The 26,207-nt window shown below is 59.3% G+C and carries 26 protein-coding genes and 1 pseudogene; 6 read left to right on the top strand and 21 right to left on the bottom strand.

Annotated features, from left to right (window positions below; genetic code table 11):
• A pseudogene (locus C7534_RS32725) lies at window positions 1-201 on the top strand (hypothetical protein); the annotation flags it as partial.
• 38 nt (window positions 202-239) lie between these two features.
• On the opposite strand, the gene C7534_RS30620 reads toward C7534_RS32725, so the two are convergent.
• The 5 genes from C7534_RS30620 to C7534_RS30600 form a co-directional block, all read right to left on the bottom strand.
• Window positions 240-488: a hypothetical protein gene (locus C7534_RS30620; protein WP_109788071.1), complete on the bottom strand. Its 249-nt coding sequence runs from the start codon at window positions 486-488 to the stop codon at window positions 240-242.
• A gap of 20 nt (window positions 489-508) precedes the next feature.
• The gene (locus C7534_RS30615; protein WP_109788070.1) at window positions 509-1,096 is read right to left on the bottom strand and encodes a hypothetical protein; all 588 of its coding nucleotides are present in this window, start codon (window positions 1,094-1,096) and stop codon (window positions 509-511) included.
• On the bottom strand, window positions 1,093-1,659 hold the full coding sequence (locus C7534_RS30610; protein ID WP_109788069.1) for an RNA polymerase sigma factor: 567 nt from the start codon (window positions 1,657-1,659) through the stop codon (window positions 1,093-1,095). Before C7534_RS30610 ends, C7534_RS30615 begins: the two co-directional genes overlap by 4 nt.
• A gap of 1 nt (window position 1,660) precedes the next feature.
• The gene (locus C7534_RS30605; protein WP_109788068.1) at window positions 1,661-3,361 is read right to left on the bottom strand and encodes a vWA domain-containing protein; all 1,701 of its coding nucleotides are present in this window, start codon (window positions 3,359-3,361) and stop codon (window positions 1,661-1,663) included.
• Between the two features lie 89 nt (window positions 3,362-3,450).
• Entirely contained in the window at window positions 3,451-4,011 is a 561-nt protein-coding gene (locus C7534_RS30600) for a YbhB/YbcL family Raf kinase inhibitor-like protein (RefSeq protein WP_046033227.1), read from the bottom strand.
• A 138-nt stretch (window positions 4,012-4,149) separates the two neighbouring features.
• Here C7534_RS30600 and C7534_RS30595 point away from each other — a divergent pair, with 138 nt between their 5' ends.
• Window positions 4,150-5,679, top strand: a complete 1,530-nt coding sequence (locus C7534_RS30595) for an apoptosis inducing factor family protein (RefSeq protein WP_109788067.1) — start codon at window positions 4,150-4,152, stop codon at window positions 5,677-5,679.
• A 75-nt stretch (window positions 5,680-5,754) separates the two neighbouring features.
• Here C7534_RS30595 and C7534_RS30590 read toward each other — a convergent pair whose 3' ends face one another.
• The 7 genes from C7534_RS30590 to C7534_RS30560 form a co-directional block, all read right to left on the bottom strand.
• The gene (locus C7534_RS30590) at window positions 5,755-7,263 is read right to left on the bottom strand and encodes a YdgA family protein (RefSeq protein ID WP_077430939.1); all 1,509 of its coding nucleotides are present in this window, start codon (window positions 7,261-7,263) and stop codon (window positions 5,755-5,757) included.
• Between the two features lie 305 nt (window positions 7,264-7,568).
• On the bottom strand, window positions 7,569-8,204 hold the full coding sequence (locus tag C7534_RS30585) for an NADH:ubiquinone oxidoreductase subunit N (RefSeq protein ID WP_109788066.1): 636 nt from the start codon (window positions 8,202-8,204) through the stop codon (window positions 7,569-7,571).
• An 82-nt stretch (window positions 8,205-8,286) separates the two neighbouring features.
• Window positions 8,287-9,735, bottom strand: a complete 1,449-nt coding sequence (locus tag C7534_RS30580; protein WP_109788065.1) for an efflux transporter outer membrane subunit — start codon at window positions 9,733-9,735, stop codon at window positions 8,287-8,289.
• Window positions 9,732-10,619, bottom strand: coding sequence for an efflux RND transporter periplasmic adaptor subunit (locus C7534_RS30575; protein WP_109788064.1), 888 nt, complete (start codon window positions 10,617-10,619; stop codon window positions 9,732-9,734). The genes C7534_RS30580 and C7534_RS30575 overlap by 4 nt, the downstream gene beginning before the upstream one ends.
• The gene (locus C7534_RS30570) at window positions 10,616-10,825 is read right to left on the bottom strand and encodes a DUF1656 domain-containing protein (protein ID WP_046033221.1); all 210 of its coding nucleotides are present in this window, start codon (window positions 10,823-10,825) and stop codon (window positions 10,616-10,618) included. Before C7534_RS30570 ends, C7534_RS30575 begins: the two co-directional genes overlap by 4 nt.
• A complete protein-coding gene (locus tag C7534_RS30565; RefSeq protein ID WP_046033220.1) occupies window positions 10,822-12,894 on the bottom strand; it encodes an FUSC family protein in 2,073 nt (690 codons plus the stop codon). Before C7534_RS30565 ends, C7534_RS30570 begins: the two co-directional genes overlap by 4 nt.
• Window positions 12,891-13,319, bottom strand: a complete 429-nt coding sequence (locus C7534_RS30560; RefSeq protein WP_046033219.1) for a MarR family winged helix-turn-helix transcriptional regulator — start codon at window positions 13,317-13,319, stop codon at window positions 12,891-12,893. Before C7534_RS30560 ends, C7534_RS30565 begins: the two co-directional genes overlap by 4 nt.
• A gap of 198 nt (window positions 13,320-13,517) precedes the next feature.
• Between C7534_RS30560 and C7534_RS30555 the strand changes: the two genes are divergently transcribed.
• Together C7534_RS30555 and C7534_RS30550 are read left to right on the top strand one after the other, a co-directional pair.
• Window positions 13,518-13,796 (top strand): antitoxin of toxin-antitoxin stability system, encoded by a 279-nt coding sequence (locus C7534_RS30555; protein ID WP_109788063.1) that lies wholly within the window; start codon window positions 13,518-13,520, stop codon window positions 13,794-13,796.
• The gene (locus tag C7534_RS30550; protein WP_046033217.1) at window positions 13,793-14,074 is read left to right on the top strand and encodes a type II toxin-antitoxin system RelE/ParE family toxin; all 282 of its coding nucleotides are present in this window, start codon (window positions 13,793-13,795) and stop codon (window positions 14,072-14,074) included. Before C7534_RS30555 ends, C7534_RS30550 begins: the two co-directional genes overlap by 4 nt.
• A gap of 4 nt (window positions 14,075-14,078) precedes the next feature.
• On the opposite strand, the gene C7534_RS30545 is transcribed toward C7534_RS30550, so the two are convergent.
• Both C7534_RS30545 and C7534_RS30540 read right to left on the bottom strand, forming a co-directional pair.
• Window positions 14,079-14,324 carry a DUF2789 domain-containing protein gene (locus C7534_RS30545; RefSeq protein WP_046033216.1) on the bottom strand — a complete coding sequence of 82 codons (246 nt, stop codon included), beginning with the start codon at window positions 14,322-14,324 and terminating at the stop codon, window positions 14,079-14,081.
• 102 nt (window positions 14,325-14,426) lie between these two features.
• Entirely contained in the window at window positions 14,427-14,888 is a 462-nt protein-coding gene (locus tag C7534_RS30540) for an aminoacyl-tRNA deacylase (protein WP_046033215.1), read from the bottom strand.
• A gap of 198 nt (window positions 14,889-15,086) precedes the next feature.
• On the opposite strand from C7534_RS30540, the gene C7534_RS30535 reads away from it, so the two are divergent.
• Window positions 15,087-15,620 (top strand): NfeD family protein, encoded by a 534-nt coding sequence (locus tag C7534_RS30535; RefSeq protein WP_109788062.1) that lies wholly within the window; start codon window positions 15,087-15,089, stop codon window positions 15,618-15,620.
• A gap of 2 nt (window positions 15,621-15,622) precedes the next feature.
• Window positions 15,623-16,381 carry a slipin family protein gene (locus C7534_RS30530; RefSeq protein WP_046033213.1) on the top strand — a complete coding sequence of 253 codons (759 nt, stop codon included), beginning with the start codon at window positions 15,623-15,625 and terminating at the stop codon, window positions 16,379-16,381.
• Between the two features lie 15 nt (window positions 16,382-16,396).
• Here the strand turns inward: C7534_RS30530 and C7534_RS30525 are convergent, their stop codons facing one another.
• From C7534_RS30525 to C7534_RS30495, 7 genes are all read right to left on the bottom strand, one after another.
• Window positions 16,397-17,968, bottom strand: coding sequence for a glycosyltransferase family 39 protein (locus tag C7534_RS30525; RefSeq protein ID WP_109788061.1), 1,572 nt, complete (start codon window positions 17,966-17,968; stop codon window positions 16,397-16,399).
• 551 nt (window positions 17,969-18,519) lie between these two features.
• Window positions 18,520-19,386 carry an ABC transporter permease gene (locus tag C7534_RS30520; RefSeq protein WP_077430941.1) on the bottom strand — a complete coding sequence of 289 codons (867 nt, stop codon included), beginning with the start codon at window positions 19,384-19,386 and terminating at the stop codon, window positions 18,520-18,522.
• Window positions 19,387-19,406: 20 nt separating this feature from the next.
• Window positions 19,407-20,267, bottom strand: a complete 861-nt coding sequence (locus C7534_RS30515; protein ID WP_109788060.1) for an ABC transporter ATP-binding protein — start codon at window positions 20,265-20,267, stop codon at window positions 19,407-19,409.
• 5 nt (window positions 20,268-20,272) lie between these two features.
• Window positions 20,273-21,298, bottom strand: coding sequence for an ABC transporter substrate-binding protein (locus C7534_RS30510; protein WP_109788059.1), 1,026 nt, complete (start codon window positions 21,296-21,298; stop codon window positions 20,273-20,275).
• 18 nt (window positions 21,299-21,316) lie between these two features.
• Window positions 21,317-22,219 carry a TauD/TfdA dioxygenase family protein gene (locus C7534_RS30505; RefSeq protein WP_109788058.1) on the bottom strand — a complete coding sequence of 301 codons (903 nt, stop codon included), beginning with the start codon at window positions 22,217-22,219 and terminating at the stop codon, window positions 21,317-21,319.
• A gap of 335 nt (window positions 22,220-22,554) precedes the next feature.
• Window positions 22,555-23,922, bottom strand: coding sequence for an HlyD family type I secretion periplasmic adaptor subunit (locus tag C7534_RS30500; protein WP_046033207.1), 1,368 nt, complete (start codon window positions 23,920-23,922; stop codon window positions 22,555-22,557).
• Window positions 23,912-26,068, bottom strand: a complete 2,157-nt coding sequence (locus C7534_RS30495; RefSeq protein ID WP_109788057.1) for a type I secretion system permease/ATPase — start codon at window positions 26,066-26,068, stop codon at window positions 23,912-23,914. The genes C7534_RS30500 and C7534_RS30495 overlap by 11 nt, the downstream gene beginning before the upstream one ends.
• Window positions 26,069-26,207 lie beyond the last annotated feature (139 nt).

Here is a 26,207-nt window from a genome sequence, read left to right as displayed (position 1 = left end):
ATTTTCAGAAGTTTTCAAAGTTTCGCTTGGAAATCTTTAACAACTTCAACCACTTGCGCTTCCGATCACTCGGTAGCGGGAGGCGAATTCTACAGTGATTCAATACTGCGTCAAGCCTCTTTTGAAACTTTCTTCACCACTTCAAACGTTTGTACATTAAGGACCTTTCCAGCCCTGCTTCAGCAAGGCTGCATCACTTGAAACGGCAGCCCTCCCAACCCGCCTTCGACTGGCGACCCCTACTCGGTCGTCCAGTCAAGATCGTCGTCCCACTCCTCATCATCCTCAAAGTCTTCCTCATCAACCTCCTCTTCTTCTGGGTGGTTAAGGAGAAAATCCTTACGGCTCTCAGTAATTGCCCGTCTTAGTTCCTCCCCCTTTACGGGGCAGTTGAGCATTTGGGCGATGCGATCGATTTTTTTCGCCACGGCTTCCTCCAACGCATCGGCTATGGCCCGATAGTGCGCGCTTTCGGGCCTTGATGCCAAATGGCTGACCACCTGGCAACTCAGTTTTTGCGTAAATCTCCGAGTCGCCCGATGAGGTTTTCGGTTGGGAAGCGAAGATGCAATGCCTTTAACAAAGCATCTGCCGCCGGGGCCTGACCGGCATCCTGCAGGCGAATCACCTCGCGCAATTGTTCATCCAGCTGATTCGGTGGCACCGCGGTACGTTTGCTGACTTTTGATTCCTCAGCCATTCCGGCGTTGATCGATTCGCTCTGCGCGGGCGCAGCAATATCCGCCATCGGCGCAGGGGCCGCCAACGCGCGAGCAGCAGGCGCCGCCTCTTTTTTGGCAACCGGCGCGGACATTTTGGGCGCAGGGGCGAAGTCATAGCTCGGCGCTTGCTCCGGCGTACGTTGCACCAATGCCACCATCAAGGCGACACCCACCAGACTGGCAAACACCACCTGCCAGCGAGGCTTCTGGCAAACCTGAACCCAACGTTGCCAGACGCTTGGCTTCGGCATCGGGGTTTCCCTGTGGGCCACGCCAAGGATCAATGAATCCAGATGAGCCGACGGTTCACCCACCGCATGTTCACGGTAGTGCTTCACCACTTCGTCTTCCGGTGTAGTACGGGCGTCAGTCATGTCAGTACCTCCTCGGCCAGCAGCCGACGCAGTTTTTGCTGGGCGTAGCGCAAACGGCTTTTGACCGTTTCCAGCGGTGTTGCGGTGAGTGTGGCGATCTGCGGCAGGTCGAGATCGCCATGTGTACGCAGCAGGAAGACCTCACGCTGTTCAGCAGGCAGATTTTGCAGGGCCGTTTCAAGACGCTGACTGTCGCGGCTCAGGCTCAACAGAAGCTCCGGATCGGTCGCCTCATCAAATAAGGCGTGAGCCTGTTCGTCATAGCTGTCGTGCAACGGATGGTGGATACCGTGTTTGCGCCAGTGATCGATGAGTCGGTTGCGGGCGATCTGATAAAGCCACGTACGAAAATTCGCCCGACCTTGTGGCTGACTGATACTGCGTATCAGGCTCAGCCAGGTTTCCTGATAAACCTCTTCGGCCAATTCGGTTTTACCGCTGAGGCCGAGCAGGAACCGGTAAAGTCCCTGCCGATGACGGGCGTATAAAATCTCGAACGCCGGCCCTTCGCCTCCGCGATATCGGGCCAGCAGCGCTTCATCGCTCGGTTCCGGCGCTGACATGTCAGTTGTAGCCTCCTTTAAGTGGCTCGCTGTTCAATGCCGTAGTGGTACGCAGGCTTTGCGCCAGCTCCACCAATTGCACGAACTCTGCACGCAGTCCGAATGGGTCCTCACCCCGCGCACCGCGAGCCAGCGCTTGCGTGTCCTTCAAACTGAAATCACCGGTGTACCGTCCATCCTTGAGTTGCTGGGAAAATGCCGCCACGGCCGCCGCAAATCTCAGGTCATCGCTGGCTTTGGCCGTTTGACTGTTAATGATAGGCCGCTCGATCAAACGACTATTCCCACCCTCCGGTAGCTGATACCGCACTCGTAATATCGCCAGTTCTGCGGTATTCGCCGAAACAACTGCCTCAGGCTGCCCATAACGCAGCGGCTCCAGCCAGCCTTTCTCGCCTTTGGGTACGATTTCATACAGCGCCGTTACCGTGTGTCCTGCACCGATTTCGCCTGCATCGACTTTGTCGTTGCTGAAGTCCTCACGCTTCAACGCCCGATTCTCATACCCCAACAACCGATATTCGCTCACCTGCGCCGGATTGAATTCCACTTGCAGCTTGACGTTCTTCGCCACGACCGCAAGGGTCGAGCCCAGCTGATCGACCAACACCTTGCGCGCTTCACGCAAGTTGTCGATGTAGGCGTAGTTACCATCGCCGGCGTCGGCCAGTTGTTCCATCAGGTGTTCATTGTAGTTATCCACCCCAAAACCCAAGGTCGTCAGAGAGACGCCGGACTTGCGTTTATCCACCGCCATCTGTTTGAGGCTGTCGAAGTCGCTGATGCCGACATTGAAGTCACCGTCGGTGGCCAGCAGGATGCGGTTGATTCCTTTGGGGATAAACGCTTGTTGTGCCATTTGATAGGCCAACTCGATGCCCGACGCTCCAGCGGTCGAGCCGCCGGCGGTCAATTGATCGATAGCTGTACGAATTTTCGCCTTTTCGCGTCCGGAAGTCGGCTCCAGCACCACGCGCGAATCACCGGCATAGACCACCAATGAAACCCGGTCCTGCTCGCGTAATTGATCGACCAGCAATTTCAGGGTGCTTTTGACCAGCGGCAATCCTTCGCGACGATCCATTGAACCGGAGACGTCCACCAGAAACACCAGGTTCGCCGGGGCCAGTTCCGCCACCGCGCGGTCCGACGCCTTGATACCGACGCGCAGCAGTCGGGTATGCGGGTTCCATGGCGACGGCGCCAGCTCAGTGGTCACCCCAAACGGTGAGCCATCAGTGGGTTGGGCGTAGTCATAGGGAAAATAATTGACCATTTCCTCCAGCCGTACCGCGCCTTCGGGGGGCAATCGCCCCTGATTCAACAAACGCCGGACGTTGGCGTAAGCGCCGGTATCCACATCAGCACTGAAAGTCGAGACCGGTGCCTCGGTCACGCTGTGGATGGGGTTGTCCGCCAGCGCTTGGTATTGCTCTCGCTGTTCATCCCGATACCCGGGCGGGAACGACTCAGGTGCAAAACTCGCAACCGGCGCCGGGCGAACGCTGCGCTTGGCCATTGACGCATCCGCCATGCCCACCTCGCTGCGCACCAACTCTTCAAGCTTTACCTCGCTTTGAGCCGGTGGCGACACGTGCGCGGAATCAGGTGTGGAGGAAACGCCGCAACCGGCAACAGCCAATAGCAATCCGCTGACGAATCCCAGGGCTGCCGGGCGAAGGTAAAGCAGAGGGAGGGACATGGGGGGCTGACCTCAGGAGGAAATTGATCCATTCATCCTCTGAGACGAGCCCCCTTTCAGGTTCGGGTTAAACCGGCTGAAAATTAAACTCAGCGGTGATAACGACGTACCACGCTGCTGTTTTTCAGCACATGACCTTTGATCTTTTCCAGCAGTTGCGCGCGCGTAAGCCCGGCGGGCAGGGCCTCTGGAGCAAGGTCCAGTGCGTACAGCTGAATTATGTAGTGATGTGCACTGTCGCCAACCGGCGGGCAAGGCCCGACATAACCGGTGGTGCCTTTGCTGTTGGTGCCACCGACGCCTTCGAGTGCCGACTTTGCCCCGACACCGGCGGGGATCTGGTGAGTGGTGGCCTTGATGCCGTAATGCACCCAATGATCGGCACCCTGCCCCTTCTGCCCATCGGGGTCGTGCATGACCACGGCATAACTCAAGGTACCCTTCGGCCCGTCGTTCCAGTTCAATGCCGGTGACGCGTTGTGTCCGCCACAACCCGGAGCATCGCTGGCCGCGGCCGAGGTAAACAGCCGGTCATCCGTGACACCTGGAATGTTCAGGGTGAAACGTTCTTGGGCTTGCGCCGGAAATTGCACACAAATGGCGACTGCAATGGCCGCCAGCCAAGGGTTCAGAGAGGTCAATCGGGTCATTCCGGAGCACCTTGTGGGGTAGGGCCGTCGTCGGCTTGCGAACTATAGCTGTACCGTTCGTGCGGTGGCAGTGGGAATTGGCTGAACCTCGCATTACGCACCAAACTCTTAAGTGAAACGTCTGTCTGGAGAGCCGTCATGGCACTGCATCGTGTCGCCCGTTTCGCCGATGTGTCTGAAAACCGGGGCCTCGAAGTCCAGATTGAAGACACCAAAATTGTTTTGCTGCGGGTGGGCGATCAATTACGCGCCTATCAGGGTGAGTGCCCGCATGCCGGGGCACCGCTGGCGGAAGGTGCGCTGTGCCACGGACGTTTGATCTGCCCGTGGCACAAAGCGGCGTATCGAATCGAGGACGGTGCGTTGTGCGAGCCGCCGGCTCTGGACAGCCTCAAGCGTTATCCGTTGGAAATACGCGATGGCGACATCTGGGTCGATGACCAGCCGTTTGCAGATGCACACACTCCACCGGCAGACGACGAGCGCACGTTTGTGATCATCGGTGCCGGGGCAGCCGGTACGGCGTGTGCGGCGGCGTTACGCGAAAAGGGCTTCGGTGGCCAAGTGCTGCTGATCGACCGTGAAGCCGACGCCGGATACGACCGCACCGTCCTGAGCAAATTTGTGATTGCCGGGCAGATGCCACTCGAAGAAGTCCCGCCGCTGCGCGATGACGCGTTTTATCGCGAACAGCGGATCGAACGCATGACCGGTGAAGTCGCCAGCCTGGATTCGTCGAATAAAACCGTGCGGCTAACCAATGGTCGATCGCTCAACTATGACGCGGCACTGCTTGCCACCGGCGGCAAGCCCAATCAACTCACGCTGCCTGGCGCCGATTTGCCGCAGGTGTTCGTACTGCGTTCAAAAGATCAGGCAAGCCAGATTCTGCAAGTGGCGAAACCTGGCCAGCGAGTGGTGATCATCGGTGACAGTTTTATTGCGCTGGAGTCCGCCTCAGCCCTGCGGGAGCTCGGGTTGGACGTCACGATCCTGGCCCGGCATGCCATTCCCTTTGCCGCACAATTGGGCGAAGCCGTCGGCAACGCCATTCGCGCCTTGCATGAAAGCAACGGCGTGGTGTTTCACACCGATGGCGAAGCCTTCTATATAGAAGGCACGGACCACGTAGAGGCGGTGTGCCTGGACAACGGTCAACGCTTGCCGGCGGATCTGGTACTGGCCGGCATCGGCGTCAGCCCCGCAACCGAGCCGTTTACCGATTTGCCCAAGGAAAAAGACCGGTCGCTGAAGGTCGACGGCGGCATGCGCGTCACCGACGGGTTGTGGGCGGTAGGTGATATCGCGACGTTCCCGCTCAACGGCCAGCCTCAGCGCATCGAGCATTGGCGTCTGGCCCAGCAACAGGCGCGGATCGCCGCCGCGAATATGCTGGGCGCTGACGAGCATTACCTCGACGTGCCGTATTTCTGGACCTGGCACTTCGGCAAAAACTACGACTACCTCGGCCACGCCGAAGCCTGGGACGAGGTCGAGTTCAAGGGGGATCCGAACCATCCACCCTTTATCGGCTTGTTCGGCAAAAACGGCGTGGTGGCTGCCGCAGTTGCCTGCGATGAAGAACGGGCGATGGCGCTGCTGGCCGAACGCATGAAACAGCCACTGTCGGTGGACGAGGCGTGGCAGTTGATTCGGGACATTGGGTAGCGGGCACACACCCGACAGCAAAACGCCCGAACTGCGGGAGTCGCAGAGGTCGGGCGTTTTATTCAGCCGTGGGATTTATTCCTGGATTTCGGCACCGCCACCGAGCTTGCTCATCACGAAACCGACAAACTCTTCAACGGTCATTTTCTGGCCATTGAATTCCACCTGATTGTTGGCGTAATGCAACTTGCTGACAACGTTGTTGCCGTCCAGTTTGGCGAGCTGCGTGCCGACCGCCATGCTGCTGAACATGTCGGCAGTGGCGGTGGCCTGGTCGGCGATGAGCTTGGCATCGGTCTGACCGTCCAGTTGGCTTTGCACGGTGAGTAAATCGACGAGCATCGGCTTGGACACCTGCACGTTGATATCCAGCAGTGCGATCAACTGTTGGGTCAGTTGATCAGGCGGCAAGTCCATGGACTGCGGTTTGGTCAGGTCAAGCACCAGGTTGGCGCGGCTTTCACCATTGGTCGTGTTGAACGACAGGTTTTCCAGCGCCACTTGCGGGCCAGCAGCCAATAGCTTTTCGAGACCGGTTTTGACTTGCGCCTCCTCGGCCGGAGTCAGGACCAGTTCAGGAGAGGGCAGACCCGCAGCAGCAGCCTCTGCGGCCGCTTTCTCGTAAGGCTGCAGTTTGGTCTGATAGATCTGCATCAGCGACATGGTGGCCGGGATATCGAGGTTCTTCAGGCTCATGGCCATTTGCGCAGAGCCGACGGTCTTGCCGTTCAACGACACTTCACCCACCTTGTAGTCGGCACGTCCCGAAGCGCTGGTGCCCGACTCCTCGGTCTGGTTCTTCATTTCAAATTTCTTGATGCCCAGTACCGATTGCTTGGGGCCGAAAGTAGTTTTGCTGTCCGTCAGCTCAAGGGTGTTCTCGCCGGTGTAGTAGCCGTAGGTGCTTTTAACCAGGTTGCTGGCCAGGGTCAGGCCAGTGAGCTCGACCTTCACCGGGGTTTGATCTTCAGCCACGGTGCTCAGTGTCAGGCTGTCCATGTAGCCGTTGGCCTTGAGCTTTTGGACCTGGGGGCTGGCGTCGACGTCGAGGTTCAAACCGGTGAATTTCAGGTTGGACTTGTCATCCAGCGCAACGTCCAGCGGCTGCAACTGGAGGGTGCCGCTGGTGGAGTTGTCGTAACCGATGTTGACCACGCCGGTGAGCGGCGATTTGTCTTTGGCGGCGGCAAACCACTTTTCGGTGAGCGACGTGCGTTCAAGTTCGTAGTGACTGGTGGCCATGACCGGCAACCACTTCAACGCGACCAGGCGCGAGAACGGCAGCGGACCGTGTTCGATGTGGTCGACAAACTGCAATTCAACCGGGGTTTCACCAAACATCTCGCCTTCGCCTTTAAGGCGGTAGTGCGCGGTACTGCTGAACACGTGGCGCTCAAGCGACACCAGCTCCAGCGATGCCGTGCCATTGGAACCTACCAGCGCGGCCTTCAGCTCTTTGTTAGCGTCGGCGATCGAGGTGTTCAACACGCCTTCGATTTTGCTCCCGGTGAACCAGGCACCCCCCGCGCTGATTGCGCCGATGGCTACGACAATTCCAAGAAGCACGCCTGCTGATTTATTCATGAATGACCCAGTCAATATCCGTTGTTTGAAGGTGTGGTCGTCTTCCCTGAACCCATGACGGGTTGCGGCTCGACTCCGCTAAATAGCTAAATAAAAGTGGAGTGGAGATTAGCACTCGGCGCGACGGGCGGCCCAATGATTAAAGGTTAAAGAGTGTCTATGGACTACTCAGGACGGTTGAGCGTTTCGACGGATATGAAATCGCCATCGCGAGCAGGCTCACGCCTACAAAGGTTATGTGTCGTTCACAGAACCCTTGTAGGCGTGAGCCTGCTCGCGATGGCGTCACTCCCGCCAACAAAAACTCAGGAATACTGCACTTCCATCTCATCCAGCTGATGATCAAAGCTCTTGAGCCGTGCCGTCCACGTATACACCAGCACTTCAAAATCCCGATTGATCACCGCCCCGCCCGTCACTTCGGCGCGCGGGTCGCAAACGTCCAGTTGATAGCGTTCTCGCGCCATGGCAGTGGCGACATCCGAGAGTTCACGGGCATTGTTCAGCCAGTGCCAGTCCTCCTCGGACACCTGTTTATCCAGTGCCAGGCATTGTTTCTTCAAGGTCTCGAGGCTTTTTTCCAACGGTGTGCCGGTGAGCTCGCCCATGACTTCCTGGAAGGTGCGCCCCGGCTGCCAGTAGCTGCCCCAGAAATATTGGTCAAACACCGTTTCGACACGACGCAACGCCACCTTGGTGTCCCAGATCAGCACCAGGGTTTTGCCTTGTTCGAGTTGTCTTTTTTTGATGCGCTGGCCCTGGACTGAAGCCCAGGCCACCACCACGATTGCCATCACGGCAATCAGCGCACTGGCGCTGTCGAGAAACACCAGAGCCTTGTCGATCTGGTGGGCCAGCATGATGCCGTAGAAATAGGTGGCCGACAGCAAAACCAATGCCGCAATAGCGCACCAAAAGCCAGGAGCATAAGGGTTTTTCATTATTAGAGTCCCCATGACCAACGCGAGCCTTGATTGATGAAATCAGAACGTGACTTCATCAAATCAAAGCATAGCAACGGCCTCAGGGTTTGCTGGTGTTCGAACCTTGCGTTCGTCCGCTTTCCCAGCCACCGCCCAGCGCGAGGAACAAATCGATCTGGCTGGCGGCAACCTGGGTGTTGGCCGCGGCCAGTTGCGCCGTGACATCCGTGTAGGTGCGGGTCGCTTGCAAGTCCGCCAGGAACGAAGCGCGGCCGGCCTGGAAGAAACGGTGCGTCTGGTCCGCTGCCAGTCTTGCCGATTGCTCGGCGTCTGCCAGGGCGTCACGACGCTGCAACAATGCGGTGTACTGGACCAGGCTGGTCTGGGTTTCGCGAATGGCGTTGAGCACCACCCCATCGAAATGCGCCAGTGTCGCCTGGGTCACCGCTTCGGCTTCGCGGATGCGTGCCCGGGCGCCGTTGGTCGGCACGTTCCAGGTCAGCGACGGACCAAAGCCCCAACGGTTGGTGGACGGGTCACCGAGATCGTCGAGGATACCGACGGTGCCGATGGTCGCGCCGATGCTGATGTTCGGGTACAGCTCACCCGTGGCGACACCAATCCCGGCCGTCGCGGTCGCCAGCCGGCGCTCGGCCTGCCGCACATCGGGACGACGCTTGAGCAACGCGGCGCCATCGCCCACCGGAATCAATTGCGCGATTTTCGGCAGCTCGTCGCAGGTGGCGGTGCCGGCCGGCAGTTGATCCACCGGCTTGGCCAGCAACATTGACAGGCGATACAGCCCGGCCTGACGCGAGGCCTCATAGCGCGGCATGTCGGCGCGCAAGGATTTGAACTGGGTTTGCGAACGGGTGACCTGTGTTTCATCACCACGTCCGGCATCGCGCAGACGCTGGATCAGCGTGGTGCTCTGGGCCTGCAGGTCGAGGGAGTGCTGGGCAATCTCTCGCTCTTCATTGGCGGCGCACACCTGGGTGTAGGCCCGGACCACGTCGGCCACCACGGTGATGCGAGCCGTATCGGCCGCTGCCTGCGTCGCATCGGCGTTGGCCTTGGCCGCTTCGATGCCGCGCTGCAACGTGCCGAACAGATCGAACTGGTACGACGCGCTGATGCCGATATCTCCGACGTTGGCCACCGGCACTTTTTCCGGAATCAGGAACGCCTGGCCGGACTCCTGCAATCTCTGGGCGCCCATCTTCACGCCGCCGCTCCAGCCACCCGCCGCTTCTGCCTCATCGACCTGAGCGCGAGACCGCAACAGACTGGCCGCCGCCACGCGCAAATCGGTGTTGGACGCCATGGCCTGCTGCACCAACTGGTCGAGTCGCGGGTCCTTGTACAGGCGCCACCAATCGGCCGGCACCGGTGCGGACACCACCGTTTTACCGTCGACCGCCAAATCACCCTGCAAATCGGGTCGATGGACCGCCGCCTCTTCGGGCAAATGATAATCCGGCCCGACCATCTGACACGCCGACAGCAGCAAGCCTAATCCGGCGACCGCCAAACCCGAGGCCTTGCTCATTGCGCCGGCTCCCGCTTCTGATCGTCGATGATCGATACCGTGGCGGTGCGCCCGGCGATCATGCGGAAATCTTCAGGTACATCATCAAAGACAATTCGCACCGGAATCCGCTGTGCCAGGCGCACCCAACTGAACGCCGGGTTGACGTTGGGCAGCAGGTTATTGCCGATGGTGCGGTCGCGGTCTTCGATGCCGGCGACGATGCTTTCCACATGGCCGCGCAGGCGCGCGCTGTCACCGATTACGCGGATGTCGACACTCTGGCCGACGTGAATGCCGTTCAGCTTGGTTTCTTCGAAATAGCCGTCGATGTGGAAAGAATTGCTGTCCACCACCGACAACACCGGCCGCCCGGCCGTGACGAACTCTTGCGCACGCGGCGCACGGTCGTTGATGTAGCCGTCGACCGGGCTGCGGATGGTCGAGCGGTCCAGGTTCAATTGAGCACTGTCCACCGCCACTTGAGCTTCCATCAACGCAACTTCAGCGCGCGCCACCCGGGACTGGCTTTCTTCCAGCTGTTCGCCAGGCACCAGATTGCCCAAGCCACGGTTACGCTTGGCTTCGCGTTGCGCCTGCGCCAGGGTTTCCTGACGGTCGGCGACTGCCGCTTTGGCTTGGCGCAGGGCCAGTTTGAAACGGTCTTGATCAATGCTGAACAGCACCTGGCCGCGTTTCACCCACTGGTTGTCGCGCACGTCCACTTGCTGGATCAGCCCGGAGACGTCCGGGGCGATTTGCACGATGTCGGCACGGATATGCCCGTCGCGGGTCCACGGCGCAAACATGTAGTACATCACCATGCGCCAGACCACGACGACGGCGAAAGTCACGATCAACAGGGTCAGCATCACGCGACCCAGGGTCAGAAAAGGTTTTTTCATGTCATCAGGTATCGACTGAGTGAGTCCACGGCGCCGAGCAGCAAAGCGTAGAGAGCCACGTTGAACAATGCCCGGTGCCAGACCAGACGGTAAAAGTGCAAGCGCATCAGCAACCCGTGCACCAGCAGGAACAACACATACGTAATGCCCATCAATACCAGCAGCGTGGGCAAAAACACCCCGCTGATGTCCACATCACCGATCATAAAGGCGCTCCATCGATGCCATGGGGCAGCGGTTCTTCGAGTTCACCCGCGCTGACGAATTCCACACCCGGCAACAACGCCAGACGCAGGCCGCTCAGGGCATGCAGCAAATTCAGACGGGTGTCCTCATCACAATCCACATCCAGCGATCGGCGGGCGCGGTCGAGGGTCATCAGCAACGGGCCCGGTGCCGGCAGACGCTCCCCGGCCTTCAGGCAGGCCTTGAAATACTCGCCGACTTCCGTCACTACCTGATGCAGCAGCGCTCGCGGCACTCCGTCCACTCGCGGTGTGTAAGCCAGCAGATCGAGCACGTTCAGCGCCACACGCACCTCACGCAACGCGATGCCGGTGTCCTGGCCGGTCATGGCCAGACGCGGCAAGTGCTGCATCAAACGATCGAGCACCTGTACGCCCAATTGCCGGTGCTCGGCCAGATTGGCCGGTTCTGTGAGGCTGACGATGTCGCGCCAACTGAACCGGGTCAGCCGCTTGGCCGCCAGCTCCGCACCGAACGGCCGGGCGATCAGGGTCCAGATAAAGGCAAACAACAGCCCGATGGGGCCGGCCAGGTTGGAGTTGGCGAAGCTGAGGAAGTCCGCATCGTAGGCGCCCTGAATACTGATAAAGGACGAGGTGTTGACGAGGGTCAGCAGCATGCCCAGGTAAAACTGCGGCTTGACCGTCAGGGTGCCGATGCAGATAAACGGCACGGCAAACGCCAGCACCAACATCGGGAAGTCGTGCAGGTTGGGCAGCACCAGAAACAGGTAAAGGCTGGCCAGCACCACCGACATCGCGGTCCAGAAAAAGAACCGGTAAATCTGCGGCGCCGGGTCATCCATCGAGGCGAAAAAGCTGCACGCCACGGCGGCGAGAATCACTGCCGAGCCGCCGTCGGTCCAGCCCAGCAGAATCCACAACACTGAAGCAACGATGATGGCCAGGACCGTGGATGCCGCCGAGTAGAGCATCAGGCCACGGTCGAGAAACGGCGACAGGCGACCGAGGCGCCAGTGGCGATACACCGCGCGCCAGCTGTCCTGGCTTTCGCACTCGATGGCGTATTGCAGGCTGCGGCAGTCCTGCCACACATCGATCCACTCGCCGAGGCGATACAGTGCGTTGGAGAACAGCAACTGCTTGCGATCATTCAGGGCTTCGGCGGACGGTTGCAGGGCTTCAAGTTGGTCTTTCAGCGCCTGCCAGCGCGCCAGATCGGCGTCTTTGTGATTGAGCCATTCGGTGGTGGCGGCCAACAGCGGCGCGAATTTTTCGACCAGCTCCGGCGTGCGCCGCTCAAGGGCATACAGGGCATCGTCGAGGGCGTCGATCACCGGTAACAGGTGAATCATCCGCCCGCGCAGCTCTTTGGTATTACGTACGGTCTGCGCTCGCGCGCCCTCGTGCGGCAGCTGGCCGATCATCAATTCCAGCGTGTTGAAGGTCGTCACCATGGCGGAACGCAGCGCGCTGACTTCGTCTGGCTGCACCGTGCGGCTAAGGAACCGCAAACTGTACGTCGAGGCATCGGCAAACCATTTGCTCACCGCATCGTTGAACACCGGCGCCAGCCGCCGAGGCCAGAACATGGCACCGACCACCGCCGCCACGGCGATGCCAAGAAAGATCTCTTCAGTACGCGCTTCCGCCACGTCCCAAACCCCCAGCGGGTTGTTCACCACCGGCAGGGCGATCAGCGGCAAGGTGTAACCGGCGAGCATCAAGGCGTAGTTGTTGGCGGTACGCAGGTGCAAGGACAGGAACAGCAGGATCCCGGTCCACAGCGCGATGACCACCACCAATACGTAAGGGCTCTGGACGAACATCGGCACGAAAAAAACCGCCGCCGCCGCCCCGAAAAAAGTACCGATCGCGCGGTACAGAGCCTTGGAACTGGTCGGGCCGACAAAGGGGCTGGAAACAATGTAAACCGTGGCCATCGCCCAATAGGGACGCGGCATTTGCATGAGCAGGGCGATGTACAACGCGATCATCGAGGCGGCAAAGGTGCGCACACCGTAGAACCAGTCCCGCGCCGAAGGCATACCGGTGAAAAATCCGCTCAAGGGTTGACCACCGACGGCGCATTGGCCGCTTCAAAGGCTCTCAATACCCGTAGCGTAGCTTCCAGATCGCTTTGGTCGATGCCTTCAAGCACTTCATGGCGCAATCGCACCAGCTCGATTTCGACGGCCTGCACCAATTCACGTCCGGTGTCGGTCAGGCTCAGGCACTTGGCGCGCCGGTCATGGGCATCTTCGGTGCGGCAGACATAACCGCTATGACACAACTGATCGAGCAACCGCACCAGGGACGGGCTCTCCATCCCGGCGGCATGGGCCACCGTCACCTGCCGCACACCCTCGCCCAGACGCCCGATCATCAAGAGCGGAACGGCGCAGGCTTCGGAGATTCCATAGTTGACCAGCGTGGTCTGGCAGATTTTTCGCCAATGCCTGGCGGCCACCACCATGGAGCTGCTGATGTTCATCTGGAGAGCGTCGAGGTTCTTCGGCACGAGGGAAAACACACACTGTTAGTTTGCTAACTATCAATATGGCATTTGGAGGGAAAGGCGGTCAAGTTTTGAAACAAATTGATGGTCATCCGTCGCAGGATGTTGAGCATGAAATCAATTTAGTACTGACGATGTATATACTTCGTCAGTATGTGATTTGAGGACATAGCGATGTCAAAGCAAGCCGTTTTTACGATGAAACTTGAATCTGAACTGCGCGAACAATTTATGGCCGAGGCAGAAGCCTCTCATCGCCCCGCTTCGCAAATCGTCAGAGATATGATGCGCCAGTACGTTCAAACACAACGAGAGTCGCGCGAGTACGAGGCGTTCCTGCAAAGGAAAGTCGACAGCGCGCGTATTTCCATGCAGGCCGGAGAGGGCTTGAGCAACGATGAAGTCGAAGCGCAGTTCGCGGCCAGGCGTGCACAGGCGGCCAAAAAAGGATGAGGATAATCTGGACGCCCGCAGCAGCACAGGATCGTGCAGAGATTTGGGATTACTTGTATGAACTCAATCCGATTGCCGCCATTGACATGGACAACCGCTTGCGCGATGCCATTGCTCGCCTTGCGCAACACCCCGAAAGCGGGCCAGCCGGAATCATTGCAGGTACTCGTGAGTTGATTCCCCACCAGAGCTATCGTGTGGTTTACCAACCAGAATCGGACGCTATCTGGATACTGGCACTGGTCCACACCTCCAGACTGTGGCCACCCAACAGTTAGATCTTCACACCCCCCGCCCCTTCCTCAACAACACATCCAGTTGATCCACCACTTCCGCCCAATCCGCGTCATCCAGAATATCGTCCCGCAAAAACTGCGCCTGGCTCTTGCTCCAGAAAAACGCATCCGCCAGGTGCAATTCGGGCTTGAGTGGTGAGTGGGTGGCGATGAATTTATCGATGCTCTCGGCGTCATCCGCCAGGCCGAGTTGTTTGAACAGATTGGGCAGTGTGTGGATGGGGGATTCCATGTCGGGCTCCTTTAGAAATGAATAGCTCGCTCCCACAGCAATTGCGTGAACCCTGTGGGAGCGAGCTTGCTCGCGATGACGGCAGCATTGACGACACAACACTCAATCACTCAATTCCCGCACCTCGGCATGCGGCACCATTCTCAGGAATTCCGGCATGTCCATGCGCAGCAGGTTGATGTGGTTTCCGGCTTCCACATAGACGTCTTTCTGACGGGTCAGCAGCGGGTCGATCACCACGTCCAGCCCATAGGCCTCGCCCAGGGCAGGTATGGCACCGCGTTCACAATCATCAAACAGGTGCGGCAAGTTGCTTTCCCGCGAGACCTGCCATTCGCCGCTGTTGCGGACTTTGCTCAGGTCCAGGTGACGGCTGGCGGGCAGCACCGCCATCAGGTAATGACCGTGGTGGTCGTCGAGGATGACCGACTTGGCCACCCGTTCTGCTGGAATGCCCGCAAGCCGTGCTGTTTCCAGGCTGCTGGCCGAATGGGGGTGGGCGACGATGTCATATTCACATTGAGCCGTTTCAAGGCTTTTCTGCACGGTTCTTGCCATTCGCATGATGCACCTCGGTGTCCGCACCCGTGACGGGCGGACGATGGTTAATGCTTTTCTCCGTAGTGAAAGTCTAGGCCCGCCGGCACAAACCGGGGTGAAATCCGCCCATCGGACGCCGTCCAAAACCGTGCAGAATCCAGATAAGCCGCAGCTCTACTAAACTGTATACAGAGCCACTTCAAGACTCTCGCGGAGGGTCACGTGAATACGCGTTGCTTCGCCGTTGCACTGCTGTTGGCGTTGAGCGGATCGGTGTTCGCCGCCGATACCGTCGTGCTGCTGATGCCAAACCCCATCGGGATCTGGCTGATCACATTCGGCATCGCGTTTCTGATTGCCGAGGCGGCGTTGCCCAATTACGGCGTGATCGGTTTGGGCGGCATCGTCATGTTCGTGATCGGTGCGGTGATTCTGACCAATACCGAGGTGCCTGTACCTTTGATGATCGGCCTGGGACTGGTGAGTGCCCTGTTGCTGATTTTCCTGCTGATCCACGCCCTGAAAACCCGACCGCGCCGCACGGTCAGCGGCGATGCGGGGTTACTGGGCAGTGTGACGCCGGTCCTGTCTTTATTGCCCGGCAATGCGTGTAGTGGCTGGGTGCATCTGCAAGGGGAGCGCTGGCAGGTTTCAAGCTCGACTCCGCTACAGCCGGGACAACACGTGCGGGTGGTGGCGCGAAAAGGACTACTGTTGCAAGTGGCCGCGACTGACGCGGCGCCAGCTGGAGAATAGTCATGGGCCTGCAAGTAGGTTTCGCCGCACTACTGCTTCTGGTGATTGCACTGGCGGGGTCAACCTTCCGCATCCTGCGCGAATACGAGCGCGGCGTGGTGTTCCAGCTCGGGCGCTTCTGGCAGGTCAAGGGCCCGGGGTTGATCCTGCTGATCCCGGTGGTCCAGCAAATGGTCCGCGTCGACTTGCGGACTATCGTCCTCGATGTACCGCCGCAAGATGTCATCACCCGCGACAACGTTTCGGTCAAGGTCAACGCGGTGCTGTATTTCCGCGTGCTCGACCCGCAGAAGGCGATCATTCAGGTCGAGGACTTCCTTACGGCCACCAGTCAATTGGCCCAGACCACGTTGCGGGCGGTGCTGGGCAAGCATGAGCTCGACGAGCTGCTGGCCGAGCGCGAACGGTTGAACATCGACATCCAGCAAGTGCTTGACGCCCAGACCGACGCCTGGGGCATCAAGGTCGCCAATGTCGAGATCAAACATGTGGACCTTAATGAATCGATGGTCCGCGCCATCGCTAAACAGGCCGAAGCCGAACGGGAGCGCCGGGCCAAGGTGATCCACGCCGAAGGTGAATTGCAGGCCTCGGAAAAACTCATGCAGGCCGCCGAAATGCTTGGCCGGCAGCCGGGGGCCATGCAGCTGCGTTACATGCAAACGTTGAGTTCGATTGCCGGGGACAAGAGCTCGACCATCGTCTTCCCGCTGCCGATCGAATTGCTCAAGGGGATGGCGGATTTGTCCTCGAAGCCATAAATACTTGCCATCGCTTCAATGCAATACGAACAACTGCGCGTCAGCCCCGCCTGCCCGCGTTTTGTCAACGCTCTGCCAGCCAGCGGGCAACGGCGAGAATTCGCCCGGCACATCGACGGTACTGATCAACCACACGCGATGAGTGCCTTTGGGCAAACTGTCGAGGCGGTCCAGATAAATGTCCTGGGTTACCAGCGTGCCAAAACCATAGGCATTCGGCCGACCCGACTTGCCATTGGCGTGCGGTGGGGTATACAGCAGTGGTTGAGTGGGCGCGCGGTTGTAATAGACGTAGCTGAGGTACCAGAGCATGTCGCTGGTCACGATTCGGTCACCCGCCACAAAGTGCCGGTTTACGTAATCGACCATAACGTTGATCTGATCGTTGGTGTCGACCCTGGTGTTGTTGTTCAAACCCACCAGTTCGATGCCGACAAACAGCATCAGCACGGTCAACGCCAGCACCCGCAAACCTGAATAGAGGCGATCAATGGCTAACGCGACAATCATCGGCAACCCCAGCATATAAGCCGTCAGGTAGCGTTCGACGAAGACGGGGGTGATGAACGAAACGCCAAACACCAACAGTAACGGCAGCGCCGCGTAGCTCACCAGCAGAACACTGCCGCGAATGACGCTACGGTCCCGCGCCAGCGCCACGCCGGTGATGGCCAGCAGCGCCAGCGGCATCGTGATAAAAATCGGCGTCGGCAGGGTTTCACCGTCGTCCTGGGTCAACATCGACCAGATCATCGACGGCAACGAGCCCAGCGTGACCGGCAACTCCCACCCCACATCGCCATTGGCCTTGAGCTGATCCAGGTGCTGGATCAGATCGATCAGGTTCGGCACCCAAGGCAGGTAAAGCAGCACAATCGCGCCATTGGCCAGCCACCAGCCGGGGCGTTGAATCACACGCAATCGGTACATTGGCAGGACACGAATCAGCCCAAGGTACAGCCAGTGGCACAACACGCACAGGGCGGTGAAATAGTGGGTGTAGAACGCGGCACTCATCAACAGCACGTACGCCACCAGATAGCGCGTGCGCCGGGGATACCTGATCCAGTAGACCAGCGCGATCGTGGCACCGATCAGCCACAGGCCCAGCAGCGAATACATCCGCACTTCCTGGCTGTATCGCACCGCCGTCGGCAGCAACGCCAGCAGAAAACCGGCCAACAACGCGGCACGCCGGGTGGCGATCAAGTCCATCAACCAGACGCCAAGCCACACCGTAACGATGCCGGGCAGAGCGCTGAGGCAGCGGATTGAGAAGATGCCGTCGCCGAACACTTCGATCCAGCCATGCAGCAAAAGGAAATACAGCGGAGGGTGCACATCATGGGCGGCATGCACCCAAATATCAGCCAGTGAATACTGGCTCAGCAGCAGGCTCGACCCTTCGTCACCCCAAATCGCTGCCGCCGTCAGGTCGTAAAAACGCACCAACGCGGCCAACGCCAGGATCGGCAACAGCCAGTGCTCCTGCGCCCAGCGTAACCAGCGCTTTACAACCGCCCACCCGCCGGGCACCGCGTGCGGTTCCTGGGTACCGCCAAGCGATGTTTCTCTGTGCGCTAGCATTCGCTCCCCCTGCAACTGGCTCGAAGTCACCAAGCCTGGTGATTACTTTAAGGCCGCGCAGGTTCGTCGTCGATGCTGGCTTTACGACCAACGCCGTCGCTGAACGTATCTCCCAGAGGGATGAGTGGAGGTTTGGACCGCACGGGTGACGTCAGTGGAGGTTGGTTAGTGGATGGAAATGTGTTGTTTAAAAAAGACAAACTTTTCAAAGTTATTGATTGTTCCCCTATCGAATCAGGTAATCGGTAAGGAATCCCACACAACAGTAGGAGCCCTCATTCAAATGACGTGCATGACGCACTCAATTTAGGGTCAGCCCACTACTCACCCCGCACGCAGAGATTCAGTTCTCTGGCAGCTGGGGTGAAAAAACCGGCTTCGGCCGGTTTTTTCGTTTCTGAGGATTGGAATTGTGCGTACTGCGTTATTCGTCGACGGTAACAACGTCCAGCGATTCCCCGGTCGAGTCCTCGACAAACTGCTCCTGAGTCGCCAGCAATGCGCCCTGCACGGTCATCTGAATGAAAAAGGAAAACCAGACACCGAAAAACTTAACGCTGCATCCCCCACCGCTTCACCGTCACCCGCTCCAACGTGTCGAACACCAGGTTCTCCACCAGCAACCCGATCAGGATCACCACCGCCAACCCGGCAAAGACCTTGTCGGTGTACAGCTCATTGCGGTTCTGAAAGATGTACCAGCCCAACCCACCCTTGCCGCTGGTGGCGCCAAACACCAGTTCTGCGGCGATCAACGTGCGCCATGCAAACGCCCAGCCGATTTTCAACCCGGCGAGAATTGACGGCAGCGCGGCCGGAATCAGGATGAACAGCACGAAGCGCATGCCCTTGAGGCCGTAATTGCGCCCGGCCATGCGCAAGGTTTCCGAGACGCCGAGAAACCCGGCATAGGTGTTCAGGGCCAAGGCCCAAAGCACCGAATGCACCAGCACGAAAATCAGACTGTTCTGCCCCAGGCCGAACCACAGCAATGCCAACGGCAGCAACGCAATCGCCGGCAGCGGGTTGAACATCGAGGTCAATGTACTGAGCAGGTCGCGACCGAACTGGGTCGATACCGCGAGGGTGGTCAGCGCGAACGCCAGGACGATGCCGATCAGGTACCCCTTGAGCAACACCACCAACGAAATCCAGACTTTGCCCAGCAGTTCACCACTGAGCAAGCCGTCGTACAGCGCACTAGCGGTTTGCACAAAACTCGGCAGCAACAGGTCGTTGCCTTGAACCCGGGCGACCACTTCCCACAGCACCGCCAACAACACAAGAATCAGGCTTTTACGAATCCAGCCCTGCTGCCACAGGCGTTGACCGAGCGGCAATTCACGCTCCAGCGGTACGCTTGTCAGCGGCTGTAAAACGGTTTCAAACTCTTCACGCGCAGATGATAAATGGCTCATCGGGCAGTCCTCTCAATGGCTCAATAAGCGATGCGAATGTCGGCGAAATCCAGCTCGCGTGCGGTTTCCGGCGACTGGCCTTCATCGAACAACAACCGATGAATGCGCCGCGCCGATTCCTGGAAAGCCATGCCGCCAAGGCTGTGCAAATCGTATTGATGGCTGTGGACTTCCGCCCGCACGCGCCCAGGGTGTGGCGACAGCAGCAGAATGCGATTGCCCACCACCAGCGCTTCTTCGATGGAGTGGGTGACGAACAGCAACGTGAAGCGCACCTCCTCCCAGAGCAGCAGCAATTCTTCCTGCATCTTGCGGCGAGTCAGTGCATCGAGAGCGGCGAAGGGTTCGTCCATCAGCAGGATTTTCGGTTGCATCGCCAGCGCCCGGGCAATCGCCACGCGCGCTTTCATGCCGCCGGACAACGTGTGCGGATAGGCATCGGCAAACGCCGCCAGACCCACCTTGTCGAGGTAGTGCAGCGCCCGTTCTTCAGCCTCTTTGCGCTTCAGGGTTTTAGACGCCAGCAGCGGAAACATCACGTTCTGTTTGACGGTTTTCCACGGTGGCAGTTGATCGAATTCCTGGAACACCACGATCCGGTCCGGCCCCGGTGCGCTGACGGTCTGGCCTTGCAGGCGAATCTCGCCTTCACAGGGCTCAATGAACCCGGCGACCGCTTTGAGCAACGTCGATTTGCCGCAGCCGGAAGGGCCAAGCAATACGAAGCGGTCCGCCGGGTCGATTTCAAAACTGACTTGATGGGTCGCCCGAACCACACGCTGCGGCGTGCGGTATTCGAGGCTGACGTTGTCGACCGACAGCAGCGCCTGGGCTGCCGTGGCCGGATTGCTGACCGTGTGGCCTTGCAAAGGGGCGTTCATTTCGATCAGCTCCCTTGCAGTGGCTTGGTGTCCTGGAAGAAGTAGTCCTTCCACGAATCCGGTTTGTTTTTGATCGCGCCGACGCGGTAGAGGAATTCCGCCAACGGATAGGTATTTTTCGGTGTGACGCTGAATTCGAACTGTGGGTTGTCGATGATTTTCAGCAGCGCAGCGCGGTCGATTTTCGCGTTGGTGACCCGGATGTAAGTGTCGGCGGCCGCGCCTTTATCGTTCTGCGCAAATTCAGCCGCTTCAGACAGCGCGGCAATGAAGGCCTTGTAGGTTTTCGGGTTCTCGTCTCGGAATTTCTCGGTGGCGAACAGCACCGTCGGCGAGTTCGGGCCGAGCACGTCATAGGAGTTCAACACCACGTGGACGTTGGGATTGGCCAGCTCCTGATCCTGGAACGGCGGGTTGGAGAAGTGCCCGGACAACTCGGTGCCCCCGGCCACCAACGCCGCCGTGGCATCCGGGTGCGGAACGGCGATGGTGTACTTGTCGAGGCGATTGAATTCCTTGTCGCCCCACTGCTTGGCAGCTGCGTATTGCAGGAACCGCGATTGCACCGACACCCCCACCGCAGGCACCGCAATGCGGTCCTTTTCGGTGAAATCGGCGATGGTTTTGACCTTGGGATTGTTGCTCACCAGGTAGTAAGGGAAGTTGCCGAGGGAGGCCACGGCCTTGACGTTCTGCTTGCCGTGGGTGCGGTCCCAGATGGTCAACAGCGGGCCGACGCCCGCGCCAGCGATATCAATCGAGCCGGAGAGCAGCGCATCGTTGACCGCCGCGCCGCCGGACAGTTGAGTCCAGTCGACCTTGATGTCGATGCCTTCCTGCTTGCCGTACTTCTCGATCAGGTTCTGATCGCGCACCACGTTGAGCAACAGGTAGACGATGCCGAACTGCTCGGCGATGCGGATTTCACCTTCGGCGTGAGCTGCGGTGGGCGCCACCAGGCTACCGGCGATCAGGCTGAACCCCAGGCCAATGGCCGCCGCCAGTGGTGCAAATGGAAGACGTTTGGACATGATCAAATCTCCGACAAATCAGAAAGGCGCGTCGCCCTGGATGGTGGTGCGATACAGCTTGCGGCGCAGATGGCTTGGGCATCCGGCGGCAAGGTGAATCAGCGAGCGGTTGTCCCAAAACACCAGGTCGTGGGGCTGCCACTGATGGCGGTAGATGTTTTGCGGCAACACGCTGTGGGCGTAGAGTTCGTCGAGCAGTTGCTGGCTCTCGTCATCCGGCAAACCGACGATGCGGGTGGTGAACCCTTCGCTGACAAATAACGCCTTGCGGCCGTTTTCCGGATGGGTGCGCACAATCGGGTGAACCACTTCGGCGACCTGAGCCAGTTGCTCGGGCGTCAATGTCGGACGCCAGTTGCCTTCGAATTTGGTCTCGCTGTAGCGCGCCGTGTAGGAGTGCGCCGCCGAGCGGCCTTCAACCGCATTGCGCAAGGCTTGCGGCAGGTTGTCCCAGGCGTTGTGCATATCGGCGAACAAGGTGTCGCCGCCCTCGGACGGCAGCTCCTGTGCGTGCAGCATCGAACCCAGGCTGGGCAGTTCTTTGTAGGAAAGGTCGGAGTGCCAGAACTTGCCAGCGTCGCCGAGACCGATGGATTGGCCGTTTTCGATGATGTTGGAAACGATGAGGATTTCCGGATGCCCGGCCAGCAGGAATTGTTTGAGCACGTGAATCTGCAACACACCAAAACGACGACTGAAGGCGATTTGCTGCTCGGGGGTAATGCGCTGTTCGCGGAACACCACGACGTGATGATCCAGGTGCGCGCGGTGGATGCGGGCGAAGTCCTGGTCATTGATCGGGCGAGACAGGTCGAGACCGATAATTTCGGCACCGACAGCGCCACTGAACGGGCGGATGTCGAAGGTTTGTGGCGCGATGCCTTGAGCGGCATGCCCTGAAGAGAAAGAGACGGCTGACATAAAAATCACTCCCACGCACGGCACGCTCAAGGGCGCGCACGTCGATCAAGAAACTCACGGAGGTCCCGTGTTGGTTCGTGTCGTGCGGCGCGCCGATTGGTCGGCAGGTACGCAGGAGAGTGACTTTATAGATATAAGAATTGAAATTTAAATACCGTTAGCGAATAACGATATGGCTTTTGAGGTGTGTTGTCCTTGGCGCCGCCATCGCGAGCAAGCTCGGCTCCTACAGGAATTACCGGCGGCATTCCCACGCAGAGCGTGGGAACGATCATAACGCGATCCCTGTAGGAGCCGAGCTTGCTCGCGATGAGGCCGGCAGCCACAACCGGGAACTACCGCTCGTGCAGCGCCTCAGCCCGCGCCCGAATGATCGGCTTGAGCAAATAGCTGAGCACCGACTTCTTGCCGGTGATGATATCCACCGACGCCACCATCCCTGGAATGATCAACAGCGGCTTTTCATCTGTCCCCAAGTGGCTGCGATCGGTGCGCAGCTTGATGATGTAGTACGTGGTTTTCTTGTCTTCATCGGTGATGGTGTCGGCACCGATCTGTTCGAGCTTGGCTTTGAGCCCACCATAAATGGTGTAGTCGTACGCCGTGAACTTCACCGTCGCCTCTTGCCCCGGGTGCAGGAAGGCGATGTCTTGCGGGCGGATTTTTGCCTCGACCAGCAAGGTGTCGTCCAGCGGCACGATTTCCACCAGGTCGCTGCCCGGCTGGATCACGCCGCCAATGGTGTTCACCAGCAACTTGTTGACGATGCCGCGCACCGGCGATGTCACCAGCGTCCGGCTGACCCGGTCTTCCAGCGCTTTGCCGGTGGCCTGGGCCTTGTTCAGATCGGTGCGCGCTTCGTTGAGTTGGGTCAGGGCTTCACTGCGGAATTTGCCGCGCGTCTCGTCGATCTTGCGCTGCACTTCCTTGATCGCCGATTCGGCGCGAGGAATGGCCAGCGTCGTGGCGTCCAGTTGCCCGCGGGTTTCGACTTCGGCGCGCTTGAGTCGCAACACCTCGACCGGCGACACCGCGCCCTGGGCCACCAGCGGCTCGGACATGCTGATTTCCTGACGTTGCAACGCCAGACCATTTCGGTACTGCGACTGCTTGGAGGTGAACTCGCGCAGCTCTTGCTGACGCTGGATCAACTGCTCCTGCAAACCACCGATTTCATCGTGCAGTTGCTGGCGACGGCTGGTGTACAGCGACTCTTCACTGGCGGCCTGACCGGGTACGGCTTTGAGCACATCGGCCGGAAAATTCAGCGGTCGGTCGTCGACTTCCGCGCTCAAGCGCTCCACCCGCAGCAACATCGACAAGCGATCCGCTTCGGTTTCACCGACATTGGAGGCAAAGCGCGTGTCGTCCAGGCGAAGAAGCGGCGCACCCGCCTCAACGATCTGCCCTTCCTTGACGAACAGTTCGGAGACGATACCGCCTTCAAGGTTCTGGATTTTCTGGATCTTGGACGAAGGAATCGCCTTGCCGTCGCCCTTGGTGACCTCATCGATCACGGCGTAATTGGCCCAGAGCATCAGGAACACGAAGAAGGCGATGATCGCCCAGATCGTCAGCCGCACCACACGCGGCGCGTCTTCGATCAGGGCTTTTTTAACCTCGGGCAATGGCTGCTCATGCAGCGACTCGGAGCCTTTGAAGTAACGACCGATAGAATCCTTGAAACCCGTCTTAAGCAACACTGATCTGCCCCTTCTTCAACGCTTCCATCACGGCGGCTTTCGGGCCATCGGCGAGAATCTGTCCACGGTCGATAACGATCAGGCGGTCCACCAACGACAACAGTGACGCCCTGTGCGTGACCAGCACCACGGTCTTGCTTTCAATCACCGCCGCGAGGCGTTGTTTGAGGCGTTCTTCGCCGGTGTTATCCATGGCGCTAGTGGGTTCGTCGAGCAGCAGCACCGGCGGGTCGAGCAGCAATGCGCGGGCCAGCGCAACGTTCTGGCGCTGACCGCCGGACAGGTTCTGCCCACGCTCACCGACTTGCAGTTCATAGCCTTGCGGGTGCAGGCGAGCGAACTCATGCACGCCTGCCAGTTCGGCGGCTTGCAGGACCAATTCGTCTTCGACATAACGTGCGCCCGACACCAGGTTGTCGCGCAAGGTGCCTGCCAGCAATTGGATGTCCTGGGCCACGTAGCCGATGTTGTGGCGCAATTCGCTCACGTCGATCTGCCGGATATCGACGCCATCCACCAACAGCGCGCCGTCGTCCGGCTGATACAGCCCAACCACCAGTTTGGCCAGAGAGCTTTTGCCCGAACCGCTGCGCCCGATGATGCCAATCTTCTCGCCCGGTTTGATGGTCAGGTTGATGTTTTTCAGCGCCAGGTTCTGCTGGCCCGGGTAGGTGAAATTCAACTGCCGGCACTCGATGGCACCTTGCAGTGTCTTGCGGCTCAGTGGGCGCTCTTCGAAGTTGCGCTCTTGCGGCAGCTCCATCATTTGATCGACCGAGGTCATGGTCACTCGCGCCTGCTGGTAACGGGTCAGCAGGCCGGACAACGAAGCCAGCGGGCTGAGGGCGCGACCGCTGAGCATGTAGCAGGCAATCAGGCCGCCCATGCTCAGGTTGCCGGCGATGATCTGGTACACGCCGAAGACGATCATGATCACCCCGGCCAGTTGCTGGATCAGCAAGGTGATGTTCATCGCCAGGCCGGAGAGCATTTTCACCCGCAGTTCGAGGCGACTGAGGGTGCCGATGGTCTGCTCCCACTGATACTGGCGTTCGCTTTCGGCGTTGTTGACCTTCACCGCGTCAAGGCCGGCAAGGGTTTCGATCAGGCTCGATTGCCGCTCGGCGCCCAGGGCCATGGTTCGTTCCATGGTCGCCACCAGCGGTTTCTGCAGGGCATAACCGATCAACAAGGCAATCGGGAATGCCAGCACCGGAATCCACACCAGGTGCCCGCCGAGAATGGCAATGACCATGAAGATCAGCAGCGTAAACGGCAGATCGATCAGGCTGGTCAGTGTCAACGAGGCGAGGAAGTCGCGCAGGCTCTGAAACTCATGGATGTTCTGGGCGAAGCTGCCGACCCGGGCCGGTCGGTATTTCATGGCCATACCGACGATGCGTTCGAACAACGTGGCGGAGATGATCAGGTCGGTTTTTTTACCGGCCAGGTCCAGGCACAGGCTGCGCAAGCTTTTGAGGATCAGGTCGAACAAATAAGCGCCAGTGATGCCGATGGCCAAGACCCACAGGGTCGATTCGGCCTGGTTCGGTACAACGCGGTCGTAGACGTTCATCACGAACAGCGGCGCGGCCATGGCGATGATGTTGATCAGGAAACTCGCGGCGATGGCGTCGGCGTACAGCCAGCGCGAGCGCTTGAGGGTGTCGCGAAACCACGAGCGCGCGCGCGGGATCAGCGTGCCGTGATTGACGTCGAATTTATGCTGGGGTTGGGCGAAAAACACTTTGCCGGTGTAGTCGTCGGCCAGCAATTGGCGGCTGACAACACTTTCGCCACCATCGCTTTCGCTGAGCAACACGCGAGCCTGATCGTCACCCTGCCAGCCGAGGAGAACGGCGCTGCGACCCTCCTTGAGTAACAGCAACGCCGGCATCGCGATCGCCGGGATCTGCTCAAGCTTGCGTTGCAACACCCGCCCTTGCAGGCCGGCGCGCGCGGCTGCGCGGGGCAGCAATTCGACGCTCAGGTGTTGCTTGGGCAACGGCAGGCCGGTGGTCAACATCGCGGCGCTGGCCGGCTTCTGATGCAGAGTGCAGAGGGCTAGCAAGCCATCCAGTAACGGATCGTCATGCAGCGTGCGTGGATCATGGATGAGTTCGACTCGACTGACTTCTGATTCCACGCTCGACACTCTTGGCTAACGGTAAAAAGGGAGGACTCAATTCATCCCGGGGAGCTGAACCTGCGGCTTCACGTTGTTCCGCACAATGGCGGCCAACAGTGCGACCACTCCCTGGCCCTTGAGCAACTTGCCCATGGTC

The organism is Pseudomonas sp. OV226, from assembly GCF_003148705.1.
In the GTDB taxonomy this organism is placed as follows: Bacteria; Pseudomonadota; Gammaproteobacteria; order Pseudomonadales; family Pseudomonadaceae; genus Aquipseudomonas.
This window is presented reverse-complemented; position numbering and strand designations above follow the sequence as displayed.

Coding starts and splice junctions, on each gene's coding strand:
- C7534_RS30555 (WP_109788063.1), top strand. CDS start 13,518: ATGTCAAAGCAAGCCGTTTTTACGATGAAACTTGAATCTGAACTGCGC.
- C7534_RS30525 (WP_109788061.1), bottom strand. CDS start 17,968: ATGCTAGCGCACAGAGAAACATCGCTTGGCGGTACCCAGGAACCGCAC.
- C7534_RS30615 (WP_109788070.1), bottom strand. CDS start 1,096: ATGACTGACGCCCGTACTACACCGGAAGACGAAGTGGTGAAGCACTAC.
- C7534_RS30595 (WP_109788067.1), top strand. CDS start 4,150: ATGGCACTGCATCGTGTCGCCCGTTTCGCCGATGTGTCTGAAAACCGG.
- C7534_RS30505 (WP_109788058.1), bottom strand. CDS start 22,219: ATGTCAGCCGTCTCTTTCTCTTCAGGGCATGCCGCTCAAGGCATCGCG.
- C7534_RS30610 (WP_109788069.1), bottom strand. CDS start 1,659: ATGTCAGCGCCGGAACCGAGCGATGAAGCGCTGCTGGCCCGATATCGC.
- C7534_RS30515 (WP_109788060.1), bottom strand. CDS start 20,267: ATGAACGCCCCTTTGCAAGGCCACACGGTCAGCAATCCGGCCACGGCA.
- C7534_RS30530 (WP_046033213.1), top strand. CDS start 15,623: ATGGGCCTGCAAGTAGGTTTCGCCGCACTACTGCTTCTGGTGATTGCA.
- C7534_RS30605 (WP_109788068.1), bottom strand. CDS start 3,361: ATGTCCCTCCCTCTGCTTTACCTTCGCCCGGCAGCCCTGGGATTCGTC.
- C7534_RS30585 (WP_109788066.1), bottom strand. CDS start 8,204: ATGAAAAACCCTTATGCTCCTGGCTTTTGGTGCGCTATTGCGGCATTG.
- C7534_RS30540 (WP_046033215.1), bottom strand. CDS start 14,888: ATGCGAATGGCAAGAACCGTGCAGAAAAGCCTTGAAACGGCTCAATGT.
- C7534_RS30520 (WP_077430941.1), bottom strand. CDS start 19,386: ATGAGCCATTTATCATCTGCGCGTGAAGAGTTTGAAACCGTTTTACAG.
- C7534_RS30550 (WP_046033217.1), top strand. CDS start 13,793: ATGAGGATAATCTGGACGCCCGCAGCAGCACAGGATCGTGCAGAGATT.
- C7534_RS30575 (WP_109788064.1), bottom strand. CDS start 10,619: ATGAAAAAACCTTTTCTGACCCTGGGTCGCGTGATGCTGACCCTGTTG.
- C7534_RS30560 (WP_046033219.1), bottom strand. CDS start 13,319: ATGAACATCAGCAGCTCCATGGTGGTGGCCGCCAGGCATTGGCGAAAA.
- C7534_RS30600 (WP_046033227.1), bottom strand. CDS start 4,011: ATGACCCGATTGACCTCTCTGAACCCTTGGCTGGCGGCCATTGCAGTC.
- C7534_RS30545 (WP_046033216.1), bottom strand. CDS start 14,324: ATGGAATCCCCCATCCACACACTGCCCAATCTGTTCAAACAACTCGGC.
- C7534_RS30510 (WP_109788059.1), bottom strand. CDS start 21,298: ATGTCCAAACGTCTTCCATTTGCACCACTGGCGGCGGCCATTGGCCTG.
- C7534_RS30590 (WP_077430939.1), bottom strand. CDS start 7,263: ATGAATAAATCAGCAGGCGTGCTTCTTGGAATTGTCGTAGCCATCGGC.
- C7534_RS30570 (WP_046033221.1), bottom strand. CDS start 10,825: ATGATCGGTGATGTGGACATCAGCGGGGTGTTTTTGCCCACGCTGCTG.
- C7534_RS30580 (WP_109788065.1), bottom strand. CDS start 9,735: ATGAGCAAGGCCTCGGGTTTGGCGGTCGCCGGATTAGGCTTGCTGCTG.